Below are 14676 nucleotides of genomic sequence, written 5' to 3' on the forward strand. Positions count from 1 at the left end.
CACAGGCTGCAGTGTGGCCTGCATGACATGACCGGCTCAGCCGTGGGTGGGCGGCGTGTCTTCGGTGTCGGCCTGCTTCCGCGCCTCCGGGCCGTACCGGTGGCCGCGGACGGTCGAGTGGTTGACGATCGCGTCCAATCGCTCCACATCCACCGCGCTCAGCTGCACCTGCTCGGCGTCGAGGTCCTCGCGCAGATGCTCCAGGGAGACAGTCCCGGGGATCGCGACCACATCGGTGCCCTGGGCCAGCAGCCAGGCCAGGGCGAGCTGGGCCACAGTGCAGCCGATCCGCTCGGCCTCAGCGCGCAGCGGGTCGAGCAGGGCCAGGTTCAGAGGGAAGTTCTCCGCAGAGAACCGTGGCTGGGAACGGCGGATGTCCTCCTCCGGCAGGGCCTGAGGGTCGGTGACCGCGCCGGCCAGGAAGCCGCGGGCCACCGGTGAGAAGGCCACCAGAGTGGTCCCGGTGCGGCGGCAGGCCCGCAGCAGCCCCCACTCGGGGTTGCGGGTCCACAGGGAGTACTCGTTCTGCACGGCGGCCACCGGGTGCACGGCGTGAGCACGCTCCAGGGTGGGACCGGAGACCTCGGAGAGTCCGTAGGCGCGGATCTTGCCCTCGGCGATGAACTCGGCCATCGCCCCGGCGCTCTCCTCCACGGGGACCTGCGGGTCCAGGCGGTGCAGGTAGTAGAGGTCGAGCGTCTCCACCTTCAATCGGCGCAGGGAGTCCTCGAGCTGGCGACGCAGGTCCTGCGGGCTGCCGTCGAGCCTTCGTGGGTCACCGGCGGGCAGCAGCGAGCCCTTGGAGGCCAGGAACACCTGGTCGCGCCTGCCCTTCAAGGCCTGCCCGACGACCTCCTCGTTCCGCCCGCCGCCGTACAGGGCCGCCGTGTCCAGGTGGTCCACGCCGGCGTTGAGGGCCGACCGGACGAAGTCCACGCCCTCCTGCTCGGACAGGAACCGGGAGGAGAAGCCGTGGTTGATGTTCATGCAGCCCAGGCCCACTGGGCGGACCGTGCTGTGGCCGAGGCGACGCGGTGTGGACAGATCAGAGGTCAGCGCTGCGGGTGTGCTCATGGCCCCAGCGTAGGGGCGTTCAGGCTCCCCGGGCTCATCAGCGAGGCAGCACCCCACCGTCCCAGCCGGAGCTCTGGCGCAGATAGGTGCGGGCTTGGACGCCTCTCTGGCGCTCGCGTACTCGAATGGCCCGCTCGTAGTGACCGATCAGCTGTTCGCAGAGCACCGGCCAGGTGCGTCCCTGCACCGTGGCGAAGGCGGCCTCGGAGAACGCGGCCCGCTTGCCGTCGTCGTACACCAGGTCAGTGACGCGGTCCCGCAGGCCCGCCAGATCACCGGGGGCATAGAGCCAACCGGTGCGGGAGGGGTCCACCAGGTCCAGGGGGCCGCCGCGGCCCACCGCCACCACCGGCACCGCCGAGGCCATGGCCTCCTGCAGGGTCTGGCCGAAGGTGTCCGACTCCCCAGGGTGGACGAACAGGTCCAGGCTGGCCATGTGCCGGGCCAGGTCCTCCCCGCCCTGGAACCCGGCGAAGTGGGCTCCGGGAAGCCGCCGCCGCAGGGACTCCTTCAGGGGGCCGGACCCGACGATGACGAGCCGGGTGCCGGGCAGATCTGTGAGGACGGCCAGGTCCTCGACCTGCTTCTCCGCGGCCAGCCGGCCCACGAAGCCGATCAGCCGCTCGCCGGTCGGGGCCAGCTCGGCGCGCAGGGCCTCGTCCCGCTTGCCGGGGTGGAAGCGCTGGGTGTCCACGCCGCGGCCCCACCGGTGCACCCGCTGGATGCCGCGCCGGTGCAGCTGATCGGTGCAGAAGCTGGAGGGGGAGAGGGTGATGGTGGCCTGATCGTGGATCCGCTCCACGTGCTGCCAGAGCACCTCCTCCAGCCAGGGTGCGCCGTACCGGGCGGCGTAGGCCGGGATCTCGGTCTGGTAGATGCACACGCTGGGCAGCTGCAGGGAGGACGCGGCCTGCACGGCTCGCCAGCCCAGGACGAACGGGGAGGCGATGTGCACGATGTCCGGGGCGAAGTCGGCCAGGATCCTCCGGACGCGGGCCACAGTGCCCGCGGCCACCCGCACGGAGGAGTAGCCCGAGAGCGGGACGGAGGGAAGCCGGTGGACCGGGAAGCCCTCCACCTCAGCGGGGGCCTCATCATCCAGCCAGGAGGAGGTGGGGGCGATGACCATGACCTCGTCGCCCCGGGCCTTGAGATGACGGATCACCTGCAGGATCGAGTGGGTGACCCCGTTCATGTGCGGGAGGAAGGACTCAGCGACCACAGCGACTCTCACACTCTGGAGACTACGGAGACACTCCTGCCGGTCGACCCCCAGGGGGTGGCCTCGCCGTGGCGGGTCGATGAACAGTCGGTGACGGACAGGAACAGGGAGAGTCCACCCGTGCTGGTAACGTCCGCCGGGTGGATGCAGGACTGGTGACCGTGATCGTGCTGGCGACCTTCGCCGGTGCCGTGTTCCAGCGGATCGCCGGGATCGGGTTCGCGATGATGCTGGCCCCCTTCATGGTGGTGCTGCTGGGCCCGCACGGGGGAGTGCTGTTCGTGAACCTGCTCGGCGCGGTGGCCCCGGCCATGATCATCCCCCGGGTGCGATCCCGGATCGACCCGGTCATCCTGCGCAGGTTGGTCATCCCGGCGGTGGTGGCCACCGTCCCCGGGGTCCTGCTGACCCTGGTGCTGCCCACCGCCCCGATGTCGATCGCCGTGGGTCTGCTGGTGATCGTCGGCTTGGGGGTGGCTGTGGGCATGCGAGCCTCCGGTCGGCCGCGAGACGGCATCGGCCTGCAGTACGCCACCGGTGCGGCCGCCGGACTGACCAGTGCGGTCGCCGGTGTCGGCGGTCCTGCCCTGACCGCCTACGCCCTGGTGTCCCGATGGGACCTGCGCACCTTCGCGGCCACCATCCAGCCGTTCTTCGTGGTGATCGGGGTGGTGGGCTTCGGCATGAAACTGCTGCTGGACCCGGCGCAGATGCCGGAGCTGCCGTGGTGGGGCTGGGTCGGGTCCATCGTGGCGATCGTCGCTGGCATCTGGGTGGGGGAGAAGCTGGAGCCGCACCTGCCGGACCGCATCGTGCGGATCCTGGTGATCGTGATCGGCTTCATCGGAGCCGCGCTGGCCCTGGTGCAGGGCGTCCTCGGGCTGCTTGCCTGAGCGTGACCGGCATCGCCTGGCCCACGGGACGTCAGCCGGTGCGCCCTGACCGGGAGGAGCCTGCCGCGGTGGCACCATGGACGGTGACATGAACCCACGCACCCGCACCCTTCGCCTCTCTCTGCCCATGCCCCTCTGGCTCCAGGGAGGTGTGGAGGCACTGCTGGCGGCACTGGCCTCCGCCGTCCTGGTGGTCCTGGTGCTGGGCGGAGTCTGGCTCGGCGGCGGGTTCCGTGACACCTCGGTGGATTTCATCGCCCAGATGGCCGGCCAGGGCTGGCTGGCCCTGCACGGCGTCCCCCTGCACTTGACCATGGACCTGCCCACGGTCTCGTCCGAGCCGGTCACGGGCACGTTCTGGTTCCTGGCCTGGGGGCTGGCACTGATCCCCCTCTGGCTGGGGTGGCGGGCCGGACGGCGCCTGGGACGGGCCTCCTACACCGACCAGCTCTGGCAGGCCCTGCTGGGCGCGGCCGGCACCTACGCCGTCTTCGCCCTGATCACCTCCCTGCTGGTGGGCAACGGGATGGTGGCGATCAACCCGTTCTGGGGTGCCCTGATCCCCACCGCCCTGCACACCCTGGCCGTGATGGGCGGTGTCCGCCGGGAGGCGGGCACCTGGGGGCGGTTGATCGGCGTGGACCTGGCCGAGCGGATCTCGAAGCGCTCGCAGTACTCCCGCTGGGCCGGGTCCTACGTCTGGTCCGTGGTGCGCGCTGCAGGCGTGGGCCTGCTGGCCGCCTTCGGGCTGGCCTCGGCCCTGCTCGCCGTCCAGCTGGCCGTGCACTGGGGGGACCTGGCCCAGGTGTACCAGCAGCTGGAGGCCGGGGTCTGGGGTGGTGCCGCCCTGACGGGCGTCCAGCTGGGCATCATGCCGAACCTGTCCATGTGGTCCCTGGCCTGGACCTCCGGTGCCGGATTCGCTCTGGGTCAGGACACACTGGTCTCGCCCCTGGTCACCGCGGTGGGCCCGCAGCCGGCCCTGCCGCTGCTGGTGGCCGTTCCCACGGAGATCGGCGGCTTCGGCTGGCTGTTCCTGCTGTTGCCGGTCCTGGCCGGTGCGCTCGCCGGGTGGTGGCTGCTGCGTGAGGCCGAGAACCACCTGGACGAGTGGCTCGAACTGAAGTTCCAGGCCCGCTGGATCTCCCTCAGCCTCTCCACGCTGGCCATGGGACTGCTGGTGGCACTGGCCACCGCGCTCACGGTGATCCTGCCGCTGTGGCTCTCGCGGGGCTCGTTGGGAGTGGGACGGCTCACTGACCTCGGCCCGAATCCCTGGGTGGCCGCCCTGCTGCTCGGCGCGGAGATCGGCGTGGGCGCCATGATCGGCTACCTGGCGGCGCCGCTCTGGGAGAAGTACCGCTATGTGGTCCCGGACTCCTGGCTGGGCCAGGAACCTGCAGAGGACGGGCACGACGACGGCCCGGCCAGTACGCAGGACGGCGCGGCTTCCAGCGAGGGCGAGTCCGAGAAGGTCACTGCCGCCGACGATGCCTCGGACGAGGCCCCGGCGGACGATCAGCCCTCCGGCTCCAGCACCGTCAAGCACCGCCTCGCGGCGCGGATGCGCCGCCTGCGGCGAGGTCAGTCCTCCGGTGAGGTGGAGCCCTCAGGTGACGGGGCCGGCGTCGGACCGGATTCTGAGGGTGAAGAGACTCCGAGCTCGGAGAAGTAGGCGTTCTCGCAGGCCACCCGGGCCCGGTCCGTGAGCGCGCCGGCCATGCAGGACTCGTGCTCGGCGGTGGCGCTCCAGAAGACCATCTGGGCGGTGACCACCAGGGCGAACATGGCGCAGCCGAGCATGGCGAAGACCGCGGCTGCACGGACCACCCACGTCGAGACGATCCGGCCGGACCGGGCGATCACCAGCACGCCCAGGCCGATGCCGATCGCCGCCAGCAGCAGGGTCAGGCCCTTCCACGGCAGGACCAGGCTGCTGGAGAGGTAGGTCAGCAGCAGCACGCCCATCAGCCACAGCAGGGGTGTGCGCACGCGGCGGTAGCGCTCCAGCTGCTCCTCGGGCGTGCCGGAGGAGGGATCGGGGCGCGGTGCCGGTGGCTGCGGGGGTGCGGACTGCTGGGGCGGGGCGGAATGGCTCACCGTCCAACCCTACTGGCCCGGATCAGCCCTCCAGCAGTCCCTGCTCCTCCAGCCAGGTCCGCGCCACATCCTTGCTGGCGGCCTGGTCCTCCACGGAGGTGCGGTTCAGGCTGATCAGCTCCTCGGTGGTGAGCAGGGCGTTGACCTCCTCGATGGCCGCCGCCGCGCCCGGGTCCACCTTGTCCGAGACGATCGGGGTGATGTTCTGCGGCAGGATCAGGTTCTCCGGATCCTCCAGGGTGACGAAGCCGTTGGTCTCGATGGACGGGTCTGCGGAGTAGATGTCGGCCAGCTGGACGTCGCCGTCCGTCAGGGCCTTGACGGTCAGTGGTCCGCCGGAGTCCTCCACGGGGACCACGGTGACGTCCACACCGTAGGTCTCGGACAGCCCCTGGGGGCCGTAGGGGCGGGCCTCGAACTCGGAGTTGGCGGCGACCTTCAGGGCCGAGCCGACCGTGGAGAGGTCCGCCAGCGAGGACAGGCCGTGCTCGTCGGCGAACTCCTGGGTGACGTTGTAGGAGTCCTGGTCGGTGGCCTCGGCGGGCTTCAAGGCGCTCAACCCCTCCGGCAGGGCCTCGGTCAGCGCGGTGTTGACCTCCTCGGCGGAGGCGGCCTCGGTGTCCTTGTCGTAGTACTGCAGCAGGTTGCCGGAGTACTCGGGGAAGACGTCGATCGCGCCGGACTCGACCTCAGGCAGGTACACCTCGCGCTGGCCGATCTGGTACTGCCGGTCCACGGTGTAGCCCTCGTCCTCCAGGGCCTGGGCGTAGAGCTCGGCGATGATCTCGTTGGAGTAGTACTGCTGGGAACCGATCACCAGGGTCTGACCCTCGGCCGGGCCGGAGGCGGTGCCGGTGTCCCCGGCGGGCGAGCTGGAACCGCCGCCGAGAGGGTCGGAGCTGCCGCAGGCGGACAGGGCCAGCAGGGCGGCCAGGCCGACTCCGGCGAACAGGGGGCGGCTGATGACGGTGCGGGGTGTGGTGCTCATGGGGTGTCCTTCTCCGGGGCGGCGGGGTGTGATCCGTCTGCGGTCTGTGGTGCTACGACGCTACGCCGCGGCGCCACGGCGTGCCACCTTCACGCCCGTGGGGACGGAGAGCCAGGCGGCGGCGGAGAAGGCGAGCTCGAGCAGGATCGCCAGGGCCACCACGATCAGCGAGGAACCGAGCATCATGGCGTAGTCCTGGGTCTTCAGGCCCAGGAACAGATACCGGCCGAGCCCACCTGCCCCCACGTACGCCGCGAGGGTGGCGGTGGCGACCACCTGCAGGGCGGCCGAGCGCAGTCCGCCGATCAGCAGGGGCAGTCCCAGCGGTGCCTCGATACGCCAGAGGATCTGGGACTCGGTGAAGCCCTGCGCGCGGGCGGCGTTGACCACTCCTCGGTCGATCGCCTCGAATCCTGCATAGGCTCCGGCCAACACGGAGGGGATCGCCAGCACCACGAACGCGGTCAGCGGGGCGATCAGTCCGATCCCCAGCAGCAGCCCCATCAGTGTGACCAAGCCGAGAGTCGGCAGGGCCCGGGCGGCGCCGGAGAGGGCCACGGTGAGGCCACGTCCACGCCCGGTGTGGCCCACCCACCAGCCGATCGGCACCGCGATGGCCGCAGCGATCAGCAGGGTCAGCAGGGTGTAGCCCAGATGCTCGCCTGAGCGGGCCAGGATCCCGGACGGGCCGGTCCAATTCGAGGGCTCAGAGATCCAGGCGAAGGCCTCCAGCAGCTGGTTCATGCCCGCACCTCCGGCGCCTGGGAGATCCCCAGGCGTCCCGACGACGGCCGGCGGCGAGCGCTGGGACGCTCACCTGTGCCGATGGGGCGGGTCCACGGCATGACGAGCCGCCCGGCCAGGACGAGGAGTCGATCGGCCAGCAGGGCCAGCACCACGGTCATCACGATCCCGGTCACCACCTGAGCCAGGATCCCGCGCTGGAATCCGTCGGTGAAGAGCAGTCCGAGCGAGGGGATGCCCAGCACCGCACCCACCGTGCAGAGCGAGAGCGTGGACACGGCCACCACGCGCAGACCCGCCAGGATCACCGGGCCGGCCAGGGGCAGGTCCACGGCGAAGAACCGGCGCAGCGGGGGATAGCCCAGGGCCAGGGCGGCGTTGCGGGCGTCGGCGGGGACACTGTCCAGTCCGTCGGCCACACTGCGCACCAGCAGGGCGATCCCATAGAGCGTGAGGGCGATGACCACGTTGACCACATCCCGCACACCGGTGCCGATCAGGATGGGCAGCACGATGAACAGCGGCAGGGAGGGGATGGCGTACATCAGTCCGGCCGCGCCGAGCAGGGTGCCCTTGACGGGGCGGAACCGGTGGGCCACCCAGCCCAGGGGGATCGAGATCAGCAGGGCCAGGATGATCGCCGGGATGCTGGTGGCCAGGTGGGCCCAGGTGCGGTCGGCGATCAGGGGGATGTTCTCGATCACCCAGTTCACGGGGTCTGGCCTTCCAGCAGTCCGGCGGGCCGGCCGTGGGAGTCCACCAGCAGGACCGATCCGTTCGGGCCCGGGCGCGGGGTGAGGGTGCGCTGGCCGCGGTCCAGCCCCAAGAACTCCCGCACGAAGTCATCGGCGGGTTCGGTGAGGAACTCCTGGGGGGTGCCCTGCTGGGCGATCTGGGCTCCGGTGCGCAGCAGCACGATCCGATCGCCCAAGGTGAGGGCCTCGTCCATCTCATGGGTGATGAACACCACGGTCATGTTCAGGCGCTCGTGCAGCTCGCGCATCTGCTGCTGCAGCTCGGCGCGGACCAGGGGGTCCACTGCGCCGAAGGGCTCGTCCATGAGCAGGATGTCAGGGTCGGCGGCCAGACCTCGTGCCACGCCCACGCGCTGCTGCTGTCCGCCGGAGAGCTGGGCCGGGTAGCGGTGCGCCATGGACGGATCCAGACCGACCAGGCGCATCATCTCGGTGGCCCGGTCCTCGGCGTCGCGCCGGTTCATGCCGTTCAGTCGCGGCACGGTGGCGATGTTCTGGGCCACGGTGCGGTGGGGGAGCAGTCCGGAGTTCTGCATGACGTAGCCGATGCGACGGCGCAGAGTCACGGGGTCATGCGTGGAGACGTCCTGGCCGTCCACGGTCACGGTGCCGGCGGTGGGGTCCACCATCCGGTTGACCATGCGCAGCAGGGTGGTCTTGCCGCAGCCCGAGGAGCCGGCGAAGACCGTGAAGGAGCCGTCGGGGATCTCCAGGGAGAAGTCGTCCACGGCCACGGTGCCGTCCGGGTAGCGCTTGGTGACGGACCTGTAGGAGATCATGGGTCAACACTAGGGGCATCATGTCCGTTGCACGGGTGGGGCAGTCTTGTGGCTGCTCACGTGGTCCGAAGTCGGCCGGCACTGCCTGAGGTGATCATCTCCAAGCCGATCCCGCGCGCTGCGGCTGGTCGACGAGCAGGGCACCTGACGCTGAGGTGTCGAGGTAGAGGGTGCTTACCGCGTTCACAGTCGATCCCCTCGCAGCTCGTCCAGCATCTGGGACGCCGTTCGATCCATCTGCTTCCGGTGGATACCCAGTGCCTTCCAACCCGCTCTCCGACGCGCAGGGCGGGAGATGTTGAGTCCGTCATCGACCGCTCCAAGCGGCGCTAAGCGTCCCACGGGAACCTCGCTGTTGGTCGGTACAAACGTGCACGCCCCACTGACAGTACGAAGCACGCGGTCGGATTCATTTCGCAGTTCACGGTGCGACATGCTGTCCCGCGAGCGATCAGGAAGACACATGCGCACAGCGTAGCGCGGGTGATGCACCGGGGTCCGGGGTTCATCGCCCTGGATCCTCGGGTCTCCCTGACGGGGAATGACCCAGCGTTGCGCCACCCTACGATGGAGGCATGCGCATCGTGGCTCTCGTCTCCGGATCCGGCACCAACCTCCAGGCGGTGATCGACGCCGTCGCGGCCGGTCAGCTGAACGTGGAGATCGCCGCGGTGGGAGCAGACCGCCCCGACGCCGGCGGGCTGGACCGAGCCGCTCGAGCAGGCATCGAGACCTTCGTGGTCGACTTCGCCGAGTTCTCGGACCGCAGCGCCTGGAACCAGGCGCTGACCGAGAAGTGCTCCAGCTACGCACCGGACTATGTGCTCTCCAGCGGGTTCATGCGGATCGTGGGAGAGGCCTTCCTGGCCGAGTTCGGCGGACGGTACCTCAACACCCACCCCGCGCTGCTGCCCGCCTTCCCGGGGGCCCATGGCGTGCGGGATGCTCTGCGGTACGGCGTGAAGATCGCCGGGTGCACCGTGCACATCGCCGATGCCGGCGTGGACACCGGGCCCATCCTCGCCCAGGCCGCCGTGCCGGTGGTGGACGGGGACACGGAGGAGACCCTGCACGAGCGGATCAAGGTCCAGGAGCGTCACCTGCTGCTGACCGTGCTGGGAGAGCTGGCCGGGGGCAAGAGGCCCGAGGACTACTTCAGCGGCACCGCCACGGCTCAGTCCTGACCTGTGCCGAGCAGCCGCTCCAGATCCGGGCGGTCCAGGACCGTCTGCCGGTAGGACTCACAGGACTCATCGACCACGCGCCAGCCGCGCTCTGAGTCGCTCGAGGCGATGGCCTCACGGGCGTAGACCACGTCGAAGTCATGGGAGAACGCATCCCGCCCGGTCGCTGAGACACAGGACTCCGCGGTCACACCGGCCAGCACCAGACGCTGCACGCCCATGGTCCGCAGGCGCTGGGCCAGCGAGGTCCCGTGGAAGGCACTGTCCCGGGTCTTCTCCACGTGGACGGCCGCGTCGAGCTCGAGTCCATCCAGCAGGGAAGCCTGGTCGGTCCCGGCGAAGTTGAACCCCTGGTCGTCCTCGAGCATCTTCAGGGTCCAGGTGGAGCGTCGGCGGTCATGCACTGTGCTGACCACCACGATCTCGTGCCCGCCGGCGCGAGCCATCGCCGCCAGCCGATTGGACTCCAGCACCATCAGCTCACGGTTGTCCTGCAGCGCCGGGTCCTCGAAGAACCCCTTCTGCAGGTCGATGAACACCACGGCGATGCCGGTGCCCTTGTCCGGGTGGGCCGGATCGCGCAGGATCGGCTGGTCGTCGTGGTGCTCTGCGTCGGACGGATCGGTCTGGTCTGCCATGGGGACTCCTCGGGGTGAAGGGATCCCAGAAGTCTAGGTCCGCAGACCCCGGGTGGGGGCGGGCTCCAGGGGCAGAAAGCGAGATTCTTCCTGGAGCCCGGGAGGCCAGCCGAGGTTAACCTAGATTCGGCGTATGCGATCGGTCAGGGGAGAGACAATGTTGTACGAAGCATGGCAGAGGGCAGCTGGGAGCGCAGAGCGTCACATCCGCGAGTACTTCCAGATGGCGAACAACGGGCGTCCTGTGTTCACCGGCTCACGTTTCGAAACCTTCGGTGGGGGCGGAGCTGTCGCCCCTGATCGCATCACAGCCGACGACCTCACCGCGGTGTCCATGCTGTCCGTCCATGTGCCGGCCCAGGCGGCTGTGGGAATCACAGGGCGTTGTGCAGATGACATCTCTGAACTGCTGGCACGGTTGCCCTCCAACACTGACCTTCATGAGCTGTCGGAGAACGAGTTCGAGGGACTCATGGGGAGCAATGAATCCCCGGGTGCTCAGCTCTGGGATCTGCTGCGTCAGAACGGCTCGTCTGCAGGTCGGTGGGGGGTGGGCGAGACCACGGCCAGCAAGATCATGGCGCGCAAACGCCCGCGCCTCATCCCCATCTACGATTCGGTCGTCCGTAAAGCCGTGCACCTGCGCCATTCCGGCGAATACTGGCAGATATGGCGTGGAGCCCTCACCGGGCCGGAAGGAGTGGACCTCGTGGCTTCATTGAGACGCGTGAGAGCCGCAACGGGGCAGCATCATCTCTCACTCCTGCGCGTTCTCGACATTGTCCTGTGGCAGGACAACAGGGGGCCAGGTGACGTGGCGGAGACCGTCGCAGACGAGGACTGAGGCCACCCCTCCAGCACCCTCGGACCTGCCGACGATCGCCAGAGGGAGTCGATGTCACACCCGGTGTGGGGCATGAGCGCTGTGCGCACCACGAGGTGTGACATCGACGTCCTGGCCCAGGCGGAGCGGCCCGGAACAGCCCCCTGGCCACTCACTCCTGCCCGCTCACGCCTCGGTGACCTCCAGCTCCTTGCCGGTGGTCTCCGGTGCCATGAACGCCATCAGCAGCACGGCTACGACCACCAGGCACCCGGTGACCACGAAGGACCAGGCCAGTCCGATCGCCGGGACCATCCAGGTCACGAAGATCAGCGGGCCCACGCCCGCGGCGATGCGGGAGACCGCTGAGGCCCAGCCGAAGCCTGACCCGCGCAGCTCGGTGGGGTACAGCTCCGAGACGTAGGTGTACAGCACGGGAATGGCCAGCTGGACCACGAAGCCGAACGCCAAGACCAGGGGAAGGACCGCCGTCGGGACATCCAGCATGGCGGCCAGCCAGGCCATCAGGAAGGAGGAGGCGATCGCCGTGACGCCCAGCAGCCACTTGCGGCCGGTGTGCTCCACCAGCCAGGCCGCCACGATCACGCCCAGCAGGCCCACGGCCGCCATGCCGCCGGTGGTGATGAACGCGCGGGACTGCTCGTAGCCGGCGTCGATCAGGAACTTGGGCAGCCACTGCAGGGCGATGTAGTAGACGAGCATGATGGTGAAGAACAGGCTCCACGCCACGAACGTGATCCGGGACGAGTAGCGCCACAGCATGGCCACCTGCTCACCCAGAGAGCCCAGGGTCAGGGGCTTGGGCGCCGGGACCGGAGGCAGCACGTACTCCTGCGGGGGCAGGCCCACGCGGTGGACCATGTCATCGATCACCGCCCGGGCTTCCTTCTCCCGCCCCTGCTGGATCAGGAACAGGGGGGACTCGGGCACGAACAGGCGCACGAAGAACACCAGCAGCGCCGGCAGCACCATGGCCAGCAGCGGCAGCTGCCAGTGACCCCAAGTGGCCACCAGCCAGGCGGAGAGGAACCCGCAGGCGGCGGCGCCGATCGGCCACCAGCCGTCCATGGCGGTCAGCACCCGTCCGCGGTGCTTGCGCGGCGTGAACTCACCCACCAGGGCATAGTCCACCGGGATGCAGCCGCCCAGGCCGAACCCGGCGATGAACCGGAACACGGCGAACCAGACGATGTCCCCGGTCAGCGCGCCGGCCAGGGTGAACAGGGAGAAGATCAGCAGGGTGGCGGTGAAGGCCTTGCGCCGGCCGATCCGGTCCGCGATGGTGCCCCACACGAACGCGCCCAGCGCCATGCCGATCAGATTCGCGGTGCCGATCCAGGCGGCCTGGCCGGGCTCCAGGTCCCACTCCTTGCTCAGCAGGGGGATCATCACGCCGTTGAGGGTGACGTCCCAGGCGTCGAACATGAAGCCGAGTCCGCCCACCAGGAACACCCGGCCCTGGGTGTTCCACCGCCAGGGCAGGTTCTGGACGACTTCTTCACCGGTGGGCAGGGTGGACGCGCCAGAGGGCGCCGAGCTGGGGGAGTGACTCATCATTTCTTCCTGAGCGGGGCGCCATACCAGCGGCGCCATGAGTGGTGCGAGCATTCAGATGCACGACGACGGTCGCACCGGCAGGTGCCCGGGCCCGTCGGCCGATGGGGAGACTATAGCGCGGCTCACATTCCCCTGACGCTGTGTGAGGCGCCGGGCGGATAATGGGTGCATGGGTACCGGTATGCAGGTGGAGATCGAGCGCAAGTACGACGTGGTGGGTCAGCTGGCCCTGCCGAAGCTGAGCGGGGTGGCCGGGGTGTCCCGGGTGCACTACCGCCCACCGGTGGCGCTGGAGGCCGTCTACTTCGACACGGCTGACCGTGCGCTGGCGGCGAACCGGGTGACCCTGCGGCGCCGCACCGGCGGGCCGGATGAGGGGTGGCACGTGAAGATCGCCTCCGGTGAGCATCGACTGGAGCTGCACGAGCCGCTGGGCAAGGCCGACCGTGCCGGCGCCCGGCCGGATCAGGTGAAGGTCCCGCGGCGGATCCTGGACCTGGTGCAGGTGCATGTGCGGGGCCGCAGACTGCGCCCCGTGGCCCAGCTGAACACCCTGCGCGCGGTGGTGGACCTGGTCGATGCCAAGGGCCGTCCGATGGCCGAACTGGCCGATGACCAGGTGGCCGCCATGGCCGTGGGGCGCCGGGCCGAGTCTCGCATCCAGCACTGGCGGGAGTGGGAGCTGGAGATCGTGGACGCCGAGCTGCTGGACACGGCTCTGGCACCCCAGGAGGTCGCGGCCGGGGTGGAGACCACCGAGCAGATCAGCGGCCAGGGCGACGCTGAGGACGCCGACCGCCCGGACCGTGACCCGCAGGACGCGGTGACCGGAACAGTCAGGTTCCTGGACGCCGTCGGGGGAGTGCTGGAGGCCGCCGGCGCGAAACCCTCGCCTGCCGGGTCCAAGGTGGAGAAGGTGGTGGGCAGGCTGGACGATCCGCTGGATCCGGCCGCGGTGGAGGACCCCACCACCCTGCAGGACGTGCTCACCCGCACCGTCCGCACCCAGGTGAAGATGCTCAAGGGCTGGGACCCGCTGATGCGCCGGGACGTGGAGGACGCCATCCACCAGTTCCGCGTGGTCAGCCGCACCCTCCGCTCGATCCTGCAGACCTACGAGCCACTGCTGGAGACCGAGGCCACGGCCCGGGTCAACGAGGGTCTGAAGCAGCTGGGCCGGCTGCTCTCCACCGCCCGGGACGCCGAAGTGGTGCGGGACCAGGTCCAGGAGAAGGTCGATGCCCTGCCGGGGGGACCCGAGGGACCCGCGGCCGCCCTGGTCTCCGCCCGGACCGTCAAGCGGCTGCGCCGGGCCAAGCAGGAGGAGTTCCAGGCCGCCCATGACGAGCTGCTGGAGCAGATGCGCGGTGCCGAGTACTTCGCCGTGCTGGACGTGATCGACGAGTACGCCCGGCAGGTGCCGCTCGCCGCCGGGACGGACAGCTCCGGCGAGACAGGCGAGGCAGCCGAGGCACTGGCCGCCCTCGAGCCCCTGGCCGTCCAGCAGGTCGAGTCCGTGCTGGAACTGGCCCGCACCGCCGAACAGGAGCAGGACCCGGAGCAGCGGATCGAGCTGATGCATGAGGTCCGCAAGGAGGCCAAGCGGCTGCGCTACGCCGTGACCGCCGTGCGGGATGCCGCCGGGCTGGAGTGGGGCGCCGAGCTGGTGGACCGGATGAAGGCCGCCAAGAAGCTGCAGGAGGCCCTGGGCATCCACCGTGATTCGATCATGTTCCAGGAGCACGTGCTGGCCACGGCCCGCCGGGCGGAGAAGCGTGGTGAGGACACCTTCGGCTACGGGATCCTCTACGCCGCCGAGCTGCCCGTGCAGGCCAAGCAGGAGAAGAAGGCGGAGAAGCTGCTCGCTCGCCTGGCGGGGACATCTGCAGGCTGACCGG

The 14676-nt window shown here is 69.7% G+C and carries 14 protein-coding genes; 5 read left to right on the forward strand and 9 right to left on the reverse strand.

The features are described 5' to 3' along the window. Window positions 1-36 precede the first annotated feature (36 nt). Window positions 37-1074, reverse strand: a complete 1038-nt coding sequence (locus ACEXHE_RS11285) for an aldo/keto reductase (protein WP_374785862.1) — start codon at window positions 1072-1074, stop codon at window positions 37-39. Between the two features lie 37 nt (window positions 1075-1111). After that, entirely contained in the window at window positions 1112-2308 is a 1197-nt protein-coding gene (locus ACEXHE_RS11290; protein ID WP_374785863.1) for a glycosyltransferase family 4 protein, read from the reverse strand. A 143-nt stretch (window positions 2309-2451) separates the two neighbouring features. Here ACEXHE_RS11290 and ACEXHE_RS11295 point away from each other — a divergent pair, with 143 nt between their 5' ends. Both ACEXHE_RS11295 and ACEXHE_RS11300 read left to right on the forward strand, forming a co-directional pair. Beyond that, window positions 2452-3189, forward strand: coding sequence for a sulfite exporter TauE/SafE family protein (locus tag ACEXHE_RS11295; protein ID WP_356968310.1), 738 nt, complete (start codon window positions 2452-2454; stop codon window positions 3187-3189). An 88-nt stretch (window positions 3190-3277) separates the two neighbouring features. Continuing rightward, window positions 3278-4864: a DUF6350 family protein gene (locus ACEXHE_RS11300; protein ID WP_374785864.1), complete on the forward strand. Its 1587-nt coding sequence runs from the start codon at window positions 3278-3280 to the stop codon at window positions 4862-4864. On the opposite strand, the gene ACEXHE_RS11305 is transcribed toward ACEXHE_RS11300, so the two are convergent. Genes ACEXHE_RS11305 through ACEXHE_RS11325 form a run of 5 tightly spaced genes read right to left on the reverse strand, consistent with a single transcriptional unit; the run spans window position 4774 to window position 8555 of the window. Beyond that, window positions 4774-5289, reverse strand: a complete 516-nt coding sequence (locus ACEXHE_RS11305; RefSeq protein ID WP_374785865.1) for a hypothetical protein — start codon at window positions 5287-5289, stop codon at window positions 4774-4776. The genes ACEXHE_RS11300 and ACEXHE_RS11305 overlap by 91 nt on opposite strands. Window positions 5290-5311: 22 nt before the next feature. After that, on the reverse strand, window positions 5312-6277 hold the full coding sequence (locus tag ACEXHE_RS11310; RefSeq protein ID WP_374785866.1) for an ABC transporter substrate-binding protein: 966 nt from the start codon (window positions 6275-6277) through the stop codon (window positions 5312-5314). A gap of 60 nt (window positions 6278-6337) precedes the next feature. Next, entirely contained in the window at window positions 6338-7021 is a 684-nt protein-coding gene (locus ACEXHE_RS11315; RefSeq protein WP_091697292.1) for an ABC transporter permease, read from the reverse strand. Further along, window positions 7018-7734 (reverse strand): ABC transporter permease, encoded by a 717-nt coding sequence (locus ACEXHE_RS11320; protein ID WP_260061957.1) that lies wholly within the window; start codon window positions 7732-7734, stop codon window positions 7018-7020. The genes ACEXHE_RS11315 and ACEXHE_RS11320 overlap by 4 nt, the downstream gene beginning before the upstream one ends. Next, on the reverse strand, window positions 7731-8555 hold the full coding sequence (locus tag ACEXHE_RS11325) for an ABC transporter ATP-binding protein (protein ID WP_260061956.1): 825 nt from the start codon (window positions 8553-8555) through the stop codon (window positions 7731-7733). Before ACEXHE_RS11325 ends, ACEXHE_RS11320 begins: the two co-directional genes overlap by 4 nt. 575 nt (window positions 8556-9130) lie before the next feature. Between ACEXHE_RS11325 and purN the strand changes: the two genes are divergently transcribed. After that, window positions 9131-9739 (forward strand): phosphoribosylglycinamide formyltransferase, encoded by a 609-nt coding sequence (gene purN, locus ACEXHE_RS11330; protein WP_260061955.1) that lies wholly within the window; start codon window positions 9131-9133, stop codon window positions 9737-9739. On the opposite strand, the gene ACEXHE_RS11335 is transcribed toward purN, so the two are convergent. Continuing rightward, window positions 9730-10377 carry a cysteine hydrolase family protein gene (locus ACEXHE_RS11335; protein ID WP_260061954.1) on the reverse strand — a complete coding sequence of 216 codons (648 nt, stop codon included), beginning with the start codon at window positions 10375-10377 and terminating at the stop codon, window positions 9730-9732. The genes purN and ACEXHE_RS11335 overlap by 10 nt on opposite strands. Window positions 10378-10534: 157 nt before the next feature. On the opposite strand from ACEXHE_RS11335, the gene ACEXHE_RS11340 reads away from it, so the two are divergent. Beyond that, window positions 10535-11221, forward strand: coding sequence for a DUF6308 family protein (locus ACEXHE_RS11340; RefSeq protein WP_374785867.1), 687 nt, complete (start codon window positions 10535-10537; stop codon window positions 11219-11221). Between the two features lie 165 nt (window positions 11222-11386). Here the strand turns inward: ACEXHE_RS11340 and ACEXHE_RS11345 are convergent, their stop codons facing one another. Then, a complete protein-coding gene (locus tag ACEXHE_RS11345; RefSeq protein WP_374785868.1) occupies window positions 11387-12775 on the reverse strand; it encodes an MFS transporter in 1389 nt (462 codons plus the stop codon). A 172-nt stretch (window positions 12776-12947) separates the two neighbouring features. Between ACEXHE_RS11345 and ACEXHE_RS11350 the strand changes: the two genes are divergently transcribed. Further along, window positions 12948-14672 (forward strand): CHAD domain-containing protein, encoded by a 1725-nt coding sequence (locus ACEXHE_RS11350; protein ID WP_374785869.1) that lies wholly within the window; start codon window positions 12948-12950, stop codon window positions 14670-14672. Window positions 14673-14676: the final 4 nt, after the last annotated feature.

The sequence above is a fragment of the Micrococcus sp. IITD107 genome (assembly GCF_041927415.1).
Lineage (GTDB): Bacteria > Actinomycetota > Actinomycetes > Actinomycetales > Micrococcaceae > Citricoccus > Citricoccus terreus.

Excerpts from the sequence above, each read along its gene's own strand:
- purN (WP_260061955.1), top strand. The coding sequence starts at position 9,131 with ATGCGCATCGTGGCTCTCGTCTCCGGATCCGGCACCAACCTCCAGGCG.
- ACEXHE_RS11300 (WP_374785864.1), top strand. The coding sequence starts at position 3,278 with ATGAACCCACGCACCCGCACCCTTCGCCTCTCTCTGCCCATGCCCCTC.
- ACEXHE_RS11350 (WP_374785869.1), top strand. The coding sequence starts at position 12,948 with ATGGGTACCGGTATGCAGGTGGAGATCGAGCGCAAGTACGACGTGGTG.
- ACEXHE_RS11310 (WP_374785866.1), bottom strand. The coding sequence starts at position 6,277 with ATGAGCACCACACCCCGCACCGTCATCAGCCGCCCCCTGTTCGCCGGA.
- ACEXHE_RS11315 (WP_091697292.1), bottom strand. The coding sequence starts at position 7,021 with ATGAACCAGCTGCTGGAGGCCTTCGCCTGGATCTCTGAGCCCTCGAAT.
- ACEXHE_RS11335 (WP_260061954.1), bottom strand. The coding sequence starts at position 10,377 with ATGGCAGACCAGACCGATCCGTCCGACGCAGAGCACCACGACGACCAG.
- ACEXHE_RS11345 (WP_374785868.1), bottom strand. The coding sequence starts at position 12,775 with ATGAGTCACTCCCCCAGCTCGGCGCCCTCTGGCGCGTCCACCCTGCCC.
- ACEXHE_RS11285 (WP_374785862.1), bottom strand. The coding sequence starts at position 1,074 with ATGAGCACACCCGCAGCGCTGACCTCTGATCTGTCCACACCGCGTCGC.
- ACEXHE_RS11325 (WP_260061956.1), bottom strand. The coding sequence starts at position 8,555 with ATGATCTCCTACAGGTCCGTCACCAAGCGCTACCCGGACGGCACCGTG.
- ACEXHE_RS11340 (WP_374785867.1), top strand. The coding sequence starts at position 10,535 with ATGTTGTACGAAGCATGGCAGAGGGCAGCTGGGAGCGCAGAGCGTCAC.